The following is an 18,555-nucleotide window of genomic DNA, read 5'->3' on the forward strand; positions in this document are numbered from 1 at the left end:
ACGCGGCGTTCGCGGTGCTGCTGTCACGACTGTCGGGCACCGACGACGTGGCCGTGGCCACGCCCACCGCCGGTCGCGGCGAGGAAGCACTCGACGGGCTGGTCGGCATGTTCGTCAACACGCTCGCGTTGCGCACGCGGGTGGACGCCGACTCCGAGTTCGAGCAGGTGCTGGCGACGGCCAAAGAGACGGACCTCGGCGCGTTCGGTCACGCCGATCTGCCGTTCGAGCGCGTGGTCGAACTGCTGTCCCCGACGCGCTCGAAGTCCTTCTCGCCGTTGGTTCAGGTGCTGCTCACGTTCCAGAACGTCGAGTACCCCTCGGTGGAGCTGCCCGCGCTCACGGTGCAGGCCGTCGACGGTGGCCTGCGCGACGCGAAATACGACCTGGGCCTGGCGCTGCACGAGGAGTTCGGCGACGACGGTGCCCCCGCCGGCATCACCGCCCACTTCACTTACGCCACCGACATTCTCGACCACGAGTCGATCGAGACGTTTGCCGAGCGGTTCCTCGCGGTCCTGCGTTCGGTGGTCGCCGATCGCCGGGTCGTGGTGGGCGACATCGACATCCTCACCGACGCCGAGCGCGGCACACCGGTGGCCGCGGCGCCGGCACCGGCTCTCGGGTCCGCCCTGGCGGAGTTGGAGGGACTCTCGCTCGCGGAGCTGCTCGAGCGGGCCGCCCGGGTGAACCCGGACGGCATCGCGATCTCGCACAACGGGTCCGACGTGACCTACGGTGCGCTGCAGCAGAAGTCGTCCGAGCTGGCCGTGACCCTGGCGGCCGTCGGCGTCGGGCCGGAGGCGGCGGTCACCGTGGCCCTGTCGACCCTGCTGCCCGGCATCCTCGACGGCGCCGCCGAGGGGTTCGCGGACCGCTTCTCGACCATGCTGGCCTCGGCCATCGCCGAGTCGTCGGTGGCCGATGTACAGGTCGGCACGCTGGTGGACTTGTTCGAGGATCGAGTACGGCGGAATCCGGAGGCCACCGCGTTGGTGGACGGCTACGTCCGCGTGTCGTACGCGAGCCTGAACGAGCGCGCGAACGCGCTTGCTCGTTTTCTCATGGCTCGGGGCGCCGGACCCGAAGCTCTGGTGGCCATCGCCATGCCGAAATCCGCGGACCTCATCGTGGCGGTGCTCGCCACGCTGAAGTCCGGCGCCGGATATCTCCCGCTCGACGTCACCTACCCCCGCGAACGGCTGGCGTACACGATCGGCGACGCCGCACCCGTGGTGGTCCTCACCACGACCGAGCATCGGGACGCCCTGCCGGAATCGGACGCGGTCCTGGTCGCTCTCGACGACGAGGTCGTGGTCGAGGCCCTCGCCGACTGTGCGACGTCGGACATCGACGACCACGAGCGCTCGGGTGCGCTGCACGCGTCGAACACTGCGTACGTGATCTACACGTCCGGGTCGACAGGCCGTCCCAAGGGAGTCGTGGTTGCCCACGAGCCCGTCATCAGGTTGTTCCGCAACACCGAGGCGGTGTTCGGGTTCGACGACAGTGACGTGTGGACGCTGTTCCACTCGCACGCGTTCGACTTCTCGGTGTGGGAGATCTGGGGACCCCTCCTGTACGGCGGAACGCTCGTGGTGGTCGATCACCTCACGTCCCGATCGCCGGTCGATCTGAGGTCGCTCCTCGTGCGCGAGCGCGTCACCGTGCTGAACCAGACGCCGTCCGCGTTCTACCAGTTCGCGGCGGCCGACCGGGAGTGGTCGGCGTCGGCGCCGGTGGACGATCTGTCCCTGCGGTACGTGATCTTCGGCGGCGAAGCACTCGATCTCGGTCAGCTGGACAAGTGGTACGACCAGCACGCCGACGACTCGCCGCGGCTCGTCAACATGTACGGCATCACCGAAACGACGGTGCACGTCACCCACATCGCGCTAGATCGCGATTTCGCCTCTCGTGCAACGGCGTCGATCGTCGGTGGGCCGATCGAGGGCCTGACGGTGCATGTCCTCGACGGACGTCTGCGTCCGGTGCCCCGTGGTGTCGTCGGCGAGCTCTACGTGTCGGGCGGCCAGCTGACGCGCGGATATCTCGGTCGAGGCGACCTGACCGCCACTCGATTCGTGGCCGATCCGTTCACGTCCGACGGCGCACGCCTGTACCGCACCGGTGACCTCGGGCGGTGGAACAACGCCGGGCAGCTGGACTACCTGGGCCGAAGCGACAGCCAGGTGCAACTCCGCGGCTTCCGTATCGAGCTCGGGGAGATCGAGTCCGCCCTGCAGCGCGTGCCGGGGGTCGCTTCCGCCGTCGCGGTGATCGATTCGGATCCGAACGCCGGCGATCGACTCGTCGGGTACGTCGTTCCCGAGGGCGGATGGACGCTCGACCTGGCCGAGGTCCGCACAGCGGTCGCCCGGTCGCTGACGGCCTACATGGTTCCGGATGCACTCGTCGCACTCGACGCGTTCCCGCTCACCGTGAACGGCAAGCTCGACCGTCGAGCGTTGCCGCGCGCCGAGTTCGGCGCGCCGGTCGTCGACTACGTCGAGCCCCGCACCGAGACCGAGCGCGCCGTCGCCGCGGTGTTCGCCGAGGTGACCGGCGCCGAGCGCGTCGGCGCCCTCGACTCGTTCTTCGAGATCGGCGGCACCTCGCTGGGCGCCACGCGCGTCGCGGCCCGCGTGTCGGCCGCGCTGGGCGTCGCCCTGACCGTGCGTGAGGTGTTCGACCACCCGACCGTCGCCGAGGTGGCCGAGCTGATCGGCGGCCGGGACCACACCGGCGCGCGTCCGGTTCTCGAACCGCAGGAGCGTGGCGAGACGATCCCGCTCTCGCTCGCCCAGCAGCGGATGTGGTTCATCAACCGCTTCGATCCCGAGTCGCCCGCCTACAACCTGCCGCTCGCCGTGCGGGTGACGGGTGCGCTCGACGTCGCCGCCATGCGGTCGGCGCTGCGAGACGTCCTCGACCGCCACGAGTCGCTGCGCACCGTCTTCCCGGACGCGGCGGACGGACCGCACCAGGTGATCCGCCCGACCGACGAGGTGGCACCGCACCTCGAGGTGGAGACGCTCGCGGACGAGAGCGCGCTCGTCGCTCGCATGCGGGAGTTGGCGCTCACCGGCTTCGACGTCACCGAGTCGGTTCCGCTGCGGGTCGCCCTCTTCGCCCTGGAGAACTCGGGCAGCGACAACGACGACGACGCGCACGCCGAGCACGTCCTCATGCTGGTCGCGCACCACATCAGCGCGGACGGTGCGTCGATGACGCCGCTGTTCACCGACGTGTTCACCGCCTACCTCGCGCGTGTCGAGGGACAAGCGCCGCAGTGGTCTCCGCTGGCGGTGCAGTACGCCGACTTCGCGATCTGGCAGCGCCGGGTACTCGGCGACGAGTCCGATCCGACGTCCGTGGCGGCGCAGCAGATCGAGCACTGGCGGCGGGCTCTCGACGGCCTGCCCGAGGCGATCGATCTGCCGACGGATCGCCCGCGCCCAGCGGTGCAGTCGTTGCGCGGAGCCACGCACGGGTTCACCGTCGACGCGGACACGCACGCGGCGCTGGCGGACATCGCTCGCGCACACGACGTCTCGCTGTTCATGGTGATCCACGCGGCACTGTCCGTGCTCCTGGAGCGACTGTCCGGCAGCGACGACGTCGCCGTCGGCACCCCGGTTGCCGGCCGCGGCGACGCGGAACTCGACCCGCTCGTGGGTATGTTCGTCAACACCCTGGTCCTGCGGGCGCACGTCGACGCGGACATCCGCTTCGTCGACCTGCTCGCGCAGGTCCGCGAGTCGGACCTGTCGGCATTCGGCAACGCGGACATCCCGTTCGAGCGGCTGGTCGAGGTGCTGAAGGTGCCGCGGTCGACCGCGCATCAGCCGCTGTTCCAGGTGGCGCTCGCGTTCAACAACACCGAGCGTCCGAACTTCGCGCTCCCCGGCCTCGGCATCGCGCCGATCGAGACGTCGCTCGAGGCGGCCAAGTTCGATCTCCAGCTCTCCCTCGGCGAGAACGTCGACGCCGACGGTCGGCCCGCCGGACTGGAGGCGTCGTTCGACTACGCCACCGATCTGTTCGACGAGCGCACGGTGGCGTCGTTCGCGGACCGCTTCCGACGCATTCTCGGCACGGTGACGGCCGATCCCACTGCGATCGTCGGTGACATCGAGATCCTCGATGCCGACGAGCGCCGCACCCTGGCGCCGGTCCGCGGCGCGGAGGGTGTGCCCACGCGCACGCTCGCGGAGCTGCTGACCGCCGGCGCCGCGATCGACCCGTCGGCCGACGCGGTGACCTTCCGCGGCGAGACGCTGACCTACCGCGACCTCGACGACGCGTCGACGGCGTTGGCGCGCAGGCTGATCGAGGACGGCGTCGGTCCGGAGGCGTTCGTCGCGCTGGTCGCGACTCGCTCGCTGGAGTCGATCCTCGGCATCTGGGCGGTGGCCAAGACCGGCGGTGCCTATCTGCCGGTGAACCCCGAGTATCCCGCGGAGCGCATCGAGGAGATGCTGCGCGATTCCGGCGCGATCCTCGCCCTCACCACGGACGAGCACGCCGGGGTGGTTCCGGCGGGCGTCGCGACGATGGACCTCACCGCTGCCCTGACGGTGATCGGAGACGGCGCTGGAGGGGCGAACACCGCCCCCGTGACGGACGCCGACCGCACGGCCGTGCTGCGACCCGAGCATCCGGCGTACCTCATCTACACGTCGGGATCGACGGGCAAGCCGAAGGGCGTCGTCGTGACGCACGGCGGTCTGGCCAACCTCGCGACCGACGTTCGGGAGCACTACGACGTCTCGGCGGACTCGCGGTTCCTGCACGTCGCGTCGCCGAGCTTCGACACCTCCGTCGGTGAGCTACTCGCCTGCTTCACGGCCGGCGCGACGCTCGTGGTCGCCCCGAACGACGTGTTCGGCGGCGACGAGCTCGCAGCCCTGATCGCCCGCGAGTCGGTGACCAACGTCGTCATGACCCCGACGGCGCTGATGACGGTGGATCCGACGGGACTGGACACGGTCCGCTCGGTCGTCGTGGGCGGCGACGTGTGCCCGCCCGAGCTGGCCACCCGGTGGTCCGGGAAACTCCGGAACGCCTACGGCCCCACGGAGACCACGGTCATCGTCACCATCACCCCGGCGCTCTCGCACGGCGACGCGGTCACCATCGGCGCGCCCCTGCGCGGGGTGTCGGCGCTGATTCTCGACGCCCGGCTCCGGCCGGTGCCGCGGGGGGTGCGCGGCGATCTCTACCTCACCGGTCCGGGATTGGCCCGCGGCTATCACGAGCGTCCCGGCGTCACCGCGGAGCGCTTCGTCGCCAACCCGTACGGCGAGCCCGGCTCGCGGATGTACCGCACGGGCGACGTGGTGCGGTGGAGCGGTCGGCACGACGTGCCCGCCGACTCGGTGGAATACGTGGGTCGCAGCGACTTTCAGGTCAAGGTGCGTGGGTTCCGCGTGGAGCTGGGCGAGATCGACGCCGTGCTCTCCGCGGACGATCGCGTCGAGTTCGCCGTCACCGTCGGCGCCCCCGGCCCCGACGGCGACACCGCGCTGGCCGCCTACGTTCTACCCGCCTCCGGTGCCGTGATCGAGCCCGAGGACATGACGGCCGTGGTGGCCGAGCACCTGCCCGCGCACATGGTGCCGTCCGCGGTGATCGTGCTCGACGAGATCCCGCTGACCCCCATCGGCAAGCTGGACCGACGCGCCCTGCCGGAGCCGGAATTCGTCTCCACGCGGACCGAATACCGCGCGCCCACCACCGATCTGGAGCGCGCGCTGGCGGGCGTGTTCGAGGACGTGCTCGGACTCGACCGCGTGAGCGTCGACGAGAGCTTCTTCGAACTCGGCGGCAACTCGCTGTCCGCCACGCGCGTGGTCTCCCGCGCCGGCGCCGTCGTCGGCACGCGGGTCGGGGTGCGGGAGCTGTTCGAGGCCCCGTCCGTCGCCGAACTCGCGGTCGCCCTGGCCGACCGCACCGCGGACACCACGGCCCGTCCGGTGCTCGGACGCGTCCCCCGTGGTGAGCGGATTCCCTTGTCGCTCGCGCAGTCCCGCATGTGGTTCCTGAACCGCTTCGATCCGGACAGCGCGGCGTACAACATCCCGCTCGCGGTGAAGATGGTCGGCGCGTTGGACGTCGACGTGCTCACCACCGCCGTGGCGGACGTCCTCGAGCGGCACGAGTCGCTGCGCACCGTCTATCCGGACACCGCCGACGGTCCGGTGCAGGTGATCCTGCCCGCGGCCGACGTGACCCCGGATCTGACGCCGATCGACGTCACCGAGGACGCCCTGCCCGGCCATCTGTACGAGTTGGCGACCGGGGGCTTCGACGTCACCGCCGCCGTGCCGGTGCGGGTGCGGCTCTACCGCACCGCCGCCGACACCTTCGTCTTGGCGCTCGTGGTTCACCACGTCTCCGCCGACGGCGAGTCGATGGCGCCCTTCGTTCGCGACGTCGCCACGGCGTACGTCGCCCGCGCCGCCGGGCACGCCCCGGAGTTCGCCCCGCTCGCGGTGCAGTACGCGGACTACGCCGTCTGGCAGCGGCAGGTGCTCGGCGAGGAGGACGATCCGTCGTCCGTCCTCACCGCGCAGGTGTCCTTCTGGCGCCGTGCGCTCGCGAACGCGCCCGATCAACTCGAGCTGCCGACGGATCGTCCGCGCCCGCCGGTGCAGTCGTTGCGCGGCAAGCGCGTCGAGTTCGCCCTGTCCGCCGACGCGCACCGCGGCCTCGAAGCCGTCGCGCGCGCCCACGGCGCCAGTACCTTCATGGCCACGCACGCCGCGTTCGCGGTGCTGCTGGCCCGGCTGTCCGGGACCACCGACATCGCCGTGGGCACCCCGATCGCCGGGCGCGGCGAGGAGGCGCTCGAAGGCGTCGTCGGCATGTTCGTCAACACCCTCGCGCTGCGGACGCAGATCGACCTCGGGGCGTCGTTCGGTGACCTCCTGGACTCGGTGAAGGACACCGACCTCGCGGCGTTCTCGCACGCCGACGTGCCGTTCGAGCGGCTGGTCGAGGTGCTGAACCCGGTGCGCTCCACCGCCCGGCACCCGTTCTTCCAGGTGGGTCTGTCCTTCCAGAACATCGAGCGCGGCGAGCTGGTCCTGCCGGATCTGCGCATCGAGGCGCTCGACGTCGAGGGCGACAACGCGCAGTTCGACCTGCATCTGATCCTGTCGGACTTCTACGACGACGGTGTCGCGGCCGGAATGTCGGCCATCTTCACCTACGCCACGGATCTGTTCGACGAATCGACGGTGCGCGACATCGCCGACCGCTTCGTGCGGCTGGTGGACGCGATCGTCGACGAACCCGCTGCGCTGGTGGGCGACCTGCCGATGCTGTCGGCCGACGAGACGCGCGCGGTGCTGCAGGAGCGCAACGCGACCGACGTCGACCTGCCGCCGGCCACGCTGGCGAGCCTGTTCGACGACGCCGTCTCGGCGCATCCCGAGCGGACCGCGATCGTCTTCGAGGACACCGAGCTGACCTATGCCGAGTTCGCGGCGCGGGTGCACTCGGTGGCCACGCGGCTGATCGAGGACGGCCTCGGTACCGAGGACGTCGTGGGCCTGGCTCTCGAACGGTCCGTCGAACTGCTGGTCGGCATGTACGCGGTCGCGGTCGCGGGAGCGGTCTATCTCCCGATCGACCCCGACCACCCGGCGGAGCGCACCGCGTACGTGCTGGAGACCGCACGACCGGCCGTCGTGCTGACCTCCTCCGCCCGCCCGGTGGAGCTGCCCGACGGTGTGCGGACGCTCGACGTGGACTCCGTGCCCGTCACCGACGTGCGGGTGACCGACGCGGAACGGGTGCGCCCGCTGCGCAGCGAGAACACCGCCTACCTGATATTCACCTCCGGCTCCACCGGACGACCCAAGGGTGTCGCGGTCCCGCACGGCGCCATCGCGAACCAGTTGCGCTGGAAGCAGTTCCAGTACCCGCTGACCACCGACGACGCCGTGCTGCAGCGCACACCGGCGACCTTCGACCTCTCGGTGTGGGAGTTCTGGTGGGCGCCGACCGTCGGTGCGACGCTCGTCGTCGCGAAGCCCGACGGGCACCGCGACCCGGTGTACTTGGCCAACCTGGTGCACGACCGCCGCATCACGACGACGCACTTCGTGCCGTCCCTGCTCGCGTCGTTCCTCGCCGTCGCCGATCCCGCCCGGCTCTCCTCGCTCCGCCGAATCCTGGCGATCGGCGAGGCGCTGACACCGGACACCGCGCGGCGCGTGTTCGAGGTGTTCGGTGACGGGTCGGACGACCGCGAGCAGCGGGTCGAGCTCCACAACCTGTACGGACCCACGGAGGCGGCTGTGTCGATCACGCACCACCCGGTGTCGCCGACCGACACGGCGGCGTACTCGTCCGTTCCTATCGGACGTCCCGAGTGGAACAGTCGCGTCTACGTGCTCGACGACCGTCTGCATCCGGTGCCGGTCGGGGTCACGGGTGAGCTCTATCTCGCGGGCGATCAGTTGGCCCGCGGCTACGTCGGCCGACCCGACCTCACGAGCGAACGGTTCGTCGCGGATCCGTTCGCGGCCGGACTCGGCGCGACCGGGACCCGGATGTACCGCACCGGCGACCTCGTGCGCTGGAGCCGATCGACCGACGGATCGGGCCGCTCGGAACTGCTCTACGTGGGCCGCAGCGACTTCCAGGTCAAGGTGCGCGGCTTCCGCATCGAGCTCGAGGAGATCGAGCGTGCCCTGCTCGCCCACGACGACGTCGAGTCCGCCGTCGTGGCGGTCCGCGGCGACCAGCGCACCGGCGATCAGCTGGTGGGCTACGTGGTGCCGCGCGCCGGCGCCGTCGTCGACACCACGGCACTGCTCGCATTCGTGGGGTCGCGGGTGCCGACGTACATGGTGCCCGCCACCGTCGTCGTCCTCGACGCGATGCCGCTCAACGTCAACGGCAAACTGGATCGGAAGGCGTTGCCGGAGCCCGAGTTCGAGCTCGGCGGCGGCGAGTACCGCGCCCCGCGTACACCCGTCGAGGACGTGGTGGCGTCGGTGTTCGCGGACGTGCTCGGCACCGACCGCGTCGGTCTGGACGACAGCTTCTTCGCGCTCGGCGGCAACTCCCTCAGCGCCACGCGGGTGGTCGCACGTATCAACGAGGCGCTCGGGGTCGATCTCGGTGTGCGCGAGCTGTTCGAGGCCCCCACCGTCGGTGGTCTGGCGTCGCGCGCCGAGCACCGGGACGGCGCGGGGACGGCCCGACCGGCTCTGGCCGCGCAGCACCGCCCTGCCCGAATCCCGCTGTCCACGGCGCAATCCCGCATGTGGTTCGTCAACCAGTTCGACACCGCGTCGGCGGCCTACAACATCCCGATGGTCATCCGGCTCACCGGAACCCTGGACGTCGACGCCCTGCGTGCCGCCGTCGAGGACGTGATCGACCGGCACGAGTCGCTCCGCACCTACTACCCGGACGACGGACACGGTCCGGTGCAGCGCATCCTCACCACCGCCGGTCTCGCCGAGCAGGGTGTGCTGACCGACGTCGAGGTCGAGCACCTCGCCGATCACGACGCGATCCTGGCGCGGGTGACCGAGCTGGTCACCGGTGGCTTCGACGTCGCGCAGCGCGTGCCCGTGCGCGCCGGCCTGCTCGCCGCGGGGCCCGAGGACCACGTGCTGGTGCTCGTCGTGCACCACGTCTCCGCCGACGGCGCCTCGATGGCCCCGCTCGCGCGAGACATCATGCTGGCCTACGGATCTCGAGTCGGTGGCGGTGAGCCGAGCTGGTCGCCGATGGCCGTGCAGTACGCGGACTACGCCCTGTGGCAGCGCGAGCTGCTCGGCGACGAGAGCGACCCGGAATCCCTCGCCGCACGCCAACTCCGGTTCTGGACGCGCGAACTCGACGGCCTTCCGGACGCGATCGACCTGCCCACCGACCGCCCGCGGCCCGCCACGCAGTCGATGCGCGGCGCCGACCACACCTTCACCATCCCCGCGGAACTGCAAGCGGCACTGGACGATCTGGCGCGCCGGAACAACGCGTCGCTGTTCATGGTGGTGCACGCCGTGCTCGCGGTGCTGCTCGCGCGCTCCTCGACCACCGACGACATCGCCGTCGGCACCGCCATCGCGGGCCGCCCGGACGAGAAGCTCGACGACGTCGTCGGCATGTTCGTCAACACCCTCGTGCTGCGCACGCAGATCGACCCGGCGGAGTCGTTCCGCGACCTGCTGGCCCGCGTCCGCAGCACCGACCTGGCGGCGTTCACCCACACGGACATCCCGTTCGAGCGGCTGGTCGAGGTGATCGCTCCCGAGCGGTCCACGGCGCACTCGCCGCTGTTCCAGGTGGCGCTGGCACTGCAGAACAACCAGCAGGCGCGGCTCGAGCTCCCCGGCCTCACCGTCGAGGGACTCGAGGGCGGCACCGGCACCTCGAAGTTCGACCTGCAGCTCTCGCTGGCCGAGAACGTGGGGGAGGACCGGTCCCCGGCCGGCATCGACGCCGTCATCACCTACGCCACCGACCTGTTCGATGCCGCGACCGTCGCCCGCCTCGGCGAGCGTCTGGTGTGGCTGTTCGAGGCCGTCGTCGCCGACCCGACCGTCGCCGTGGGCGACATCGACCTGCTCGATCCGGCCGAGCGGCGTGCGCTGCTGCCGGTCCGCGGGCCGGAGAACGCCGACCCGCGCACCCTGGCCGAGCTGCTGGCCGACTCGGTGGCCGCGAATCCCGACGGTATCGCGGTGATGCTGGGCGACGAGCGCGTCACCTACCGCGAACTCGACGCGCGCGCAGGACGTCTCGCGCGACTCCTCGTCGACCGCGGCGTGAGTGCGGAGACCGTGGTGGCGTCCGCGCTGCCGCGCTCGATCCACTCGGTGGTGGCGTTCTGGGCCGTCGCGAAGGCCGGCGGCGCCGTGGTGCCCGTCGACCCGGGCTACCCCTCCGACCGCATCGAGTACATGGTCGCCGACTCCGGCACCACCGTCGGTCTGACCCTGGCCGCGTCGGTGAACTCCCTGCCCGACACGGTGCGCTGGATCGCCGTCGACGACCCCGCCGTCGTCGCCGAGATCGACGCCGCCGACCCGCTCGTCGCACCGTCGCGCCCGACGCGCCTGACCGACGCCGCGTACATGATCTACACGTCCGGCTCGACCGGCCGACCCAAGGGCGTCGTGGTCACGCACACGGGCCTGGCCAACGTTGTCGTCGAACAGCGCGAGCGGATGGGCCTCACCGCCGACGCGCGGGTGCTGCACTTCGCGTCCCCGAGCTTCGACGCGTCGGTCTTCGAGATCCTCATGGCCGTCGCCGCGGCGTCGACCATGGTGATCGCGCCGACCTCGATCATAGGCGGCGAGGACCTCGTGCACCTGCTGCGCGGGGCCCACGTCACCCACGCCTTCGTTACCCCGGCGGCACTGACCACCGTCGACCCGTCGGGTCTCGACGAGCTTGCCGTCCTCGCCGTCGCCGGCGAGGCGTGCCCGCCCGAGGTCATGCGTCGCTGGGCGCCCGGCCGGAAGATGTTCAACCTGTACGGGCCCAGCGAGGCGACCATCTGGAGCACGTCGTCGATCCCGATGTCACCGGATCGCCCGGTCACCATCGGTGGCCCGACGCGCGGCGTCGAGCTCGCCGTCCTCGACGAGCGTCTGCAGCCCGTCCCCGTCGGTGTGCCCGGTGAGTTGTACGTCGCCGGTCCGTCCGTGGCGCGCGGCTACCACGATCGCGAGTCGCTGACGGCCGAGCGGTTCGTCGCCGCGCCGTTCGGCGAACCCGGTGCGCGGATGTACCGCACGGGCGACGTCGTCCGCTGGGTCGACGCGGGCACCGAGTCCGGTACCGCCGACCTCGAGTACGTGGGGCGCAGCGACTTCCAGGTCAAGGTGCGCGGCTACCGCATCGAACTGGGCGAGATCGACTCGGTCCTCGGCCGGCACGACGACGTCGACTTCGCCGTCACCGTCGGACACAAGCGATCGCACACCGGACAGACCGTTCTCGTCTCCTACGTGCTGCCCGTGCGCGGCCGCACGGTCGACGTCTCGGCGTTGGCCGAGCACGTCGGCGCGTCGCTGCCCGGCTACATGGTGCCGTCGTCGATCGTCGTCCTGGACAGCGTGCCGCTGACCCCCGCGGGCAAGCTCGACCGCCGCGCCCTGCCCGAGCCGGTCTTCACCTCGGCCGAGGATTCGTACCGCGCCCCTGCGACGCCGATGGAGGAGACCCTCGCCGGCCTGTTCGCCGAGGTGCTCGGGCTCGAGCGCGTCGGTGTCGACGACTCGTTCTTCGGCCTCGGCGGCGACAGCATCGTCTCGATCCAGCTGGTCACCAGGGCGAAGGCCGCCGGCGTGCTCTTCCGCGCCCGCGACGTCTTCGAACGGCGGACCGTCGCGGCACTCGCGGAGGTCGCGACCCTCGCCGACGACGCCGTCGCCGGTGAGACGTTGGCCGAGATCGAGGGTGGGGGCATCGGCACGATGCCGCTCACCCCGATCATGCGCTGGCTGGTGGACACCCGACGCGAGTACGACCGGTTCTCGCAGGCCGTCTTCCTCACCCTCCCCGCGGGCGTCACCGCCGATCCGCTGCACCGCACCGTCGCGGCGGTCCTGGACCACCACGACCAGCTGCGCACCCGGCTCGGCGTCGACACGCTCGAGGTCCTCCCGACCGGCTCGATCGACCCGGCCGACGTGGTCACCCGCGTCGAGACAAACGCGACGCCGGGCAGCGACGAGTTCGTCGCGCTGGCCGAGGCGGAGCTCGACCGGGCGGCGTCGCGGCTCTCGCCCGCCGACGGCCGGATGGTGCAGATCGTCTGGTTCGACCCCGCGTCCGGCGAGGCCGGCGACACCGGCCGCCTGCTGATCCTGATCCACCATCTGGTGGTCGACGGTGTCTCCTGGCGCGTTCTCGTGCCCGACTTCGCGACCGCCTGGGCGCAGGTCACCAGCGACCAGGAGCCGTCGCTCACCGCCGTCGGCACCTCGATGCGTACGTGGGCGCACGCGCTGGTCGAGGAGGCCGCGTCGGAGTCCCGCGTCGCCGAGCTCCCGTACTGGCGATCGGTGCTCGCCGACGCCGGCCCGCAGCTGGGATCGCGGCCGATGGATCCGACGGTGGACACGGTGTCGACGACGGAACGGTTCGAGATCGAGCTGCCCGTCCCGGTCACCGAGGCCCTTCTCGGACCGCTGCCCGAGGCCTACCGAGGCGGCGTCAACGACGCACTCCTGACCGCGCTGGCCCTGGCCGTCGGCGCCTGGCGTCGAGAGCGCGGACAGGACTCGGGTGCGGTGACCCTCGATCTCGAGGGCCACGGGCGCGAGGAGGACGCCGTCGGCCGTTCCGCCGAGCTCGGCCGGACCGTGGGCTGGTTCACGACGCTCTACCCCGTGCGTCTCGACGTCACCGACGCCGACCTCGACGACGCGCTGCGCGGCGGACCCGCCGCCGGTGCGGCGATCAAGGCCGTCAAAGAGCAGCTGCTCGCGGTGCCCGAGCGCGGCATCGGGTACGGGCTGCTCCGCCACCTGAACACCGCCACGGCCGACGACCTGGCAGCCCTGCCGTCGCCGGAGATCGGGTTCAACTACCTCGGTCGGGTCTCCGGGCCGTCCGGGTCGGATGCCGAGCAGTACGCGGCGTTCGGCTGGCAGCCCGCGTCCGACGGCGGACAGCTCGGTGGCGCGCAGGATCCCGGCATGGTGGTTCCGGCGGTGCTGTCGATCAACGCCGCGACCTCCGACACCGCGTCGGGTCCGGTGCTGACCGCCTCGTTCGCTCACGCGACGGGCGTGCTGCCGGACGCCGACGCACGACGTCTCGCGGATCTGTTCGTCACCGCGGCGACGGCGCTGGCCGAGCACGGAGACCGTCCCGACGTCGGTGGGCTCACGCCGTCCGACGTTCCGCTGGTGTCGGTGACGCAGCCGGTCCTCGACCGGCTCGAGTCGCGGTATCCGCGACTGTCGGACGTGTGGTCGCTCGCGCCGCTGCAGGAGGGCATGCTCTTCCACTCGGTCCTCGCGGGCGAGGAGGGGACGGCCGGTGCCGGAACCGACGTCTACACCGCTCAGGTCGCGTTGCGTCTGACCGGCGCAGTGGACATCGACCGCATGCGGTCCGCCGCCGCGGCGCTGATCCAGCGGCATCCGCACCTGCGGGCCGGGTTCGTCACCGACGCGGACGGGGCGATGGTGCAGGTGGTCGTCGACCTCGACGACCCGGTGCGCGACATCGACTTCCGGACCGTCGATCTCACCGACGCCGACCCGTCGACCCGCGACGAGACGGTCGCCGCCCTGCTGCACGAGCACCGCGTCGCCCGGTTCGATCTCGCGGCGCCGCCGCTCATGCGGTTCCTCATGATCACGACCGGCCCGTCGTCGTACGTCTTCTCGGTGAGCAACCACCACATCCTGCTCGACGGCTGGTCGATGCCATTGATGCTCAAGGACCTGATCGTGCTGTACGCCGCCCGCGGCGACGGCTCGGTGCTGCCGCGCGTCCGGCCGTACAAGGACTTCCTGACGTGGCTGTCGGAGCGGGACTTCGCGGCAGCCACTACGGCCTGGACCCACGCGCTGGACGGGCTCGACGAGCCCACGCTGCTCGCGCCGAACCTCCCGGCCGAGGGCGCCGACGTGGTCCCCGCCGAGCTCGACGTGGTGTTGCCCGACGGGGTCTCCGACGCACTGTCCTCGGTGGCCCGCGAGCGCGGCGTCACGATGAACACCATCGTGCAGGCCGCGTGGGGCATCCTGCTCGCTCGCACCGTCGCGTCCGAGGACGTCGTCTTCGGCGCCACCGTGTCCGGTCGCCCGCCGGAAATCAGCGGTATCGAGTCGATGCTCGGCCTGTTCATCACCACCATCCCGGTGCGGGTGCGCCTCGACGAGGACGAGTCGATCCACGCGCTGCTCGAACGCATCCAGTCCGAGCAGGCGGATCTGATCGAGCACCACTTCCTGGGGCTGCCGCGCATCCAGCAGGCGGTGGACACGGCGGGTCTGTTCGACACGCTGACGGTGTTCGAGTCGTACCCGATCGAGAGCGCCGGGATCGACGAGACCACCGACATCGACGGCATGCAGTTCGCGGGCGCCGACGTCGAGGACGCCTCGCACTACCCGCTCACCGTGCTCGCGCACACCGACTCGGCGCTGCACGTGACGCTGAAGTACGTGCCCGCGATCCTCGATGAGGCTCGGGTGGCCGCGATCGCCGCACGACTGGGTCGCATCCTCGAGGCCGTCGCGTCCCGCGGGTCCGCGTCCGTCGGTGAGATCGACGTTCTGTCGGCCGACGAGCGTCGGGCCGTGCTCGAGACGTGGAACGACACGCGTCGGGACGTCCCGACGACGACGGTCGCCGATCTGCTGGCCGATCGTGTGCGGCAGTCGCCCGATTTCGTGGCGGTCGAGTTCGCCGGCGAGTCGCTGACGTACGCCGAGTTCGGCGCCCGCGTTGCCCGGGTGGCCCGCGGTCTCGTGGATCGCGGCGTCGGGCCCGACGACCGCGTCGGAATCTCGCTGCCGCGCTCGGTCGATCTGATGGTGGCGCTCGCCGCCGTCGCGACCGCCGGGGCGGCGTACGTGCCGATCGATCCGGACAACCCGGAGGCACGCACCCGCGCGGTGCTCGACGCCTCGTCGCCGCGCTGCGTGATCGCCGCTGCCGGGACCGCAGGTATCGCCGACGTCGACTACGTCGACGTCGCCACGCTGGCCGACGGGCGGTCCGACGCGCCGGTGACCGACGCCGATCGACGCGGGGCCGTGCGGCCGGACTCCCTGGCGTACGTGCTGTTCACCTCCGGATCGACCGGTGTGCCGAAGGGCGTCGAGGTCACACAGGGCGCGCTGGTCAATCAGCTGCTGTGGCTGATCGACGAGTTCGCGCTCGACGAGTCCGACGTGGTGCTGCAGAAGACGCCGTACACCTTCGACGCGTCGGTGTGGGAGTTGTTCGCGCCGTTCGTGGTCGGTGCCCGCACCGTCGTCGCCGAGCCGGACGGTCACCGCGACCCCGCCTACATGGCCCGGACCGTGGCCGATCGCGGCGTCACCGTGGTGCAGTTCGTGCCGTCGGTGCTGGCGCTCTTCGTCGACGCCGCGGCCGAGCTCGGACCGGACACCCTGCGCTCGCTGCGCACCGTGTTCTCCGGCGGTGAGGCACTGACCGTCGCGCTCACCGAGCGGGTCCGGCGTGTGACCGACGCGCGGGTGGTCAACCTGTACGGCCCCACCGAGGTGACCGTCGACGCGACCAGCTTCGACGCCGTGACCACCGACGGGACCCCGGCCGTCGTCGCCGGGCCGGCCATGCCGATCGGACACCCGGCGTGGAACGTCACCGCGCGGGTGCTCGACCACCGGCTGCGTCCCGTCGCTCCCGGCGCCGCCGGCGAGCTGTATCTCGCCGGTGCTCAGTTAGCCCGCGGCTACGCGGGGCGTGCCGACCTCACGTCGGAACGCTTCGTCGCCGATCCGTTCGGCGGTGCGGGTGAGCGCCTCTACCGCACCGGTGACCTGGTGCGGTGGACCGACGACGGCGACCTCGAGTTCGTCGGCCGCGTCGACTTCCAGGTCAAGCTGCGCGGTCTGCGCGTCGAGCTCGAGGAGATCGAGTCGGTGCTCGCCGGCCATCCCGACGTGGCGCAGGCCGCAGTGGTGGTGCACGAGATCGGTGCGGCGTCCGTGCTTGCCGGTTATGTGGTGCCGCGCGCCGGTGCCACGGTGGACGCACAGTCGGTGACCGACGCGGCGGCGCGGGTGCTGCCCGGCTACATGGTTCCCGACGTCGTCACCGTCCTGGACTCGTTCCCGTCGACGGCGAGCGGCAAGACCGACCGGCGTGCGCTGCCGGTGCCGGAGCTGTCCGGCGGGCAGTACCGCGCGCCGTCCACGCCGACCGAGGTCACCGTGGCGGGTGTCGTGGCCGAGGTGCTCGGCGTCGAGCAGGTCGGTGCCGACGACTCCTTCTTCGACCTCGGCGGTGACTCCATCGTCTCGATGCAGCTGGTCGCGCGGGCCCGAGCCGCGGGTGTCGCGTTCACGGCGCGCGAGGTGTTCGAGCTGCGGACGGTGTCCGCGATCGCCGCGGCGGTCGACTCGCGTGGGACCACCACTCGGACGGTCGCGGACGACGGCGTGGGTGTCGCCCCGCTGTCGCCCGTCGCGGAGAAGATGGTCGAGCGCGGCGGCGACTGGTCGGGCTTCGTCATGCCGCTCATGCTCACCTTGCCCGCGGGGGTCACCGACGACGCGCTGACCGCGGTCCTGTCCGCGGTGATCGAGCGTCACGACGTGCTGCGGGCGCGGGTGAACGTCGCGGATCATGCCCTGGTGGTGCCGCCGGCGACGGAGTACGACCTGGCCTCGCGTATCCGCCGGATCCCGTTGGCGGCCGGGTCCGAGCCGGGCACCGACGGGTACGCGGACGTGCTGCGGCGCGAGTTCGACGCCGCCCTGTCGAGGCTCGACCCCGAGCGCGGCGACATGCTCGAACTGCTGTGGTTCGCTCCCGAGGACGACGCCGCAGCAGGTCGACTGCTGGTCCTCCCGCACCACCTGGTGATCGACTCGGTGTCGTGGCGCATCCTCGTCACCGATCTGGTCTCCGCCGGTGTGGCCGTGTCGTCCGGGGAGACGCCCGAGCTCGCGCCGGTCGACACGTCCTGGCGGACCTGGAGCACCGAGTTGGTGCGCCGGGCGTCGGACCGCCGCGGGGAGCTGGACTACTGGCGATCGGTGCTGGAATCGGACGATCCGACTCTGGGCCGTCGTCGCCTCGACCCGGACGTGGACACGGCGGATCGACTGACCCGGACCACGGTCGTCGTCCCGGACGAGCTGTCCGAGACGCTTCTCGCGCCGCGTGGGGTGGAGTCCGCCACCACCGCCGAGATGCTGGTCGCGGCGTTGTCCGTCGCGGTGGCGGCCTGGCGGGCCGAGCGAGGGGAGACGGCGGCCGCGCCGCTGCTGACCCTCGAGGGTCATGGGCGCGAGGAGTCCGTGGTTCCCGGATCCGACCTCGCCCGGACGGTCGGATGGTTCACCACGATGTACCCGGCTCGGGTGGATCTGGCGGGCCTCGATCCGGGGGCGATCGTCGACGGTCGATCCGGCGGCGACGACGTGGTGGCGCGGACGCGGGCGAGCTTCGCCGACGTGCCCGACCACGGCATCGGCTACGGCATGCTGCGGTACCTCGACGACGAGTCCGCGGCGGCGCTGCGGGGGTTCGCGGAACCGCAGATCGTGTTCAACTACATCGGGCGCGTGGCCGAGACGGGCGTGCCGGAGGAGTTGCGGGGATCGGCCTGGTTGCCGGACTTCGACACCCCGGACCTGACGGACGTGGCGCGCAATCGCATGCCGGCGCAGGCGGAGTTGGACATCCAGTCCATGGCCGAGACCGACGAGACCGGATCGCGCATCAAGGCGTTCCTGTCGTTCCCGCCGGACGTGTTCGATGCGGACGAGGTGGACGCGTTGGCGCAGAAGTGGCTGGCCGCGCTGGCCGTCCTCGCCGGCCACCGGGCCTAGACGACGGACACCCCGGACCGCAGCG

1 protein-coding gene (running past one end of the window) is annotated in these 18,555 nt (G+C 71.4%); it reads left to right on the forward strand.

Annotated features, from left to right (window positions below):
* On the forward strand, positions 1–18,530 hold the 3' portion of the coding sequence (locus A3Q40_RS02165; RefSeq protein WP_442971303.1) for a non-ribosomal peptide synthase/polyketide synthase. 15,556 nt of this gene lie to the left of the window's left edge; 18,530 of the gene's 34,086 nt are visible here — the last part of the coding sequence; its start codon lies off the left edge, out of view; it ends in the stop codon at positions 18,528–18,530.
* Positions 18,531–18,555: the final 25 nt, after the last annotated feature.

Source organism: Rhodococcus sp. PBTS 1 (assembly GCF_001620025.1).
GTDB classification, from domain to species: Bacteria; Actinomycetota; Actinomycetes; order Mycobacteriales; family Mycobacteriaceae; genus Rhodococcoides; species Rhodococcoides kroppenstedtii.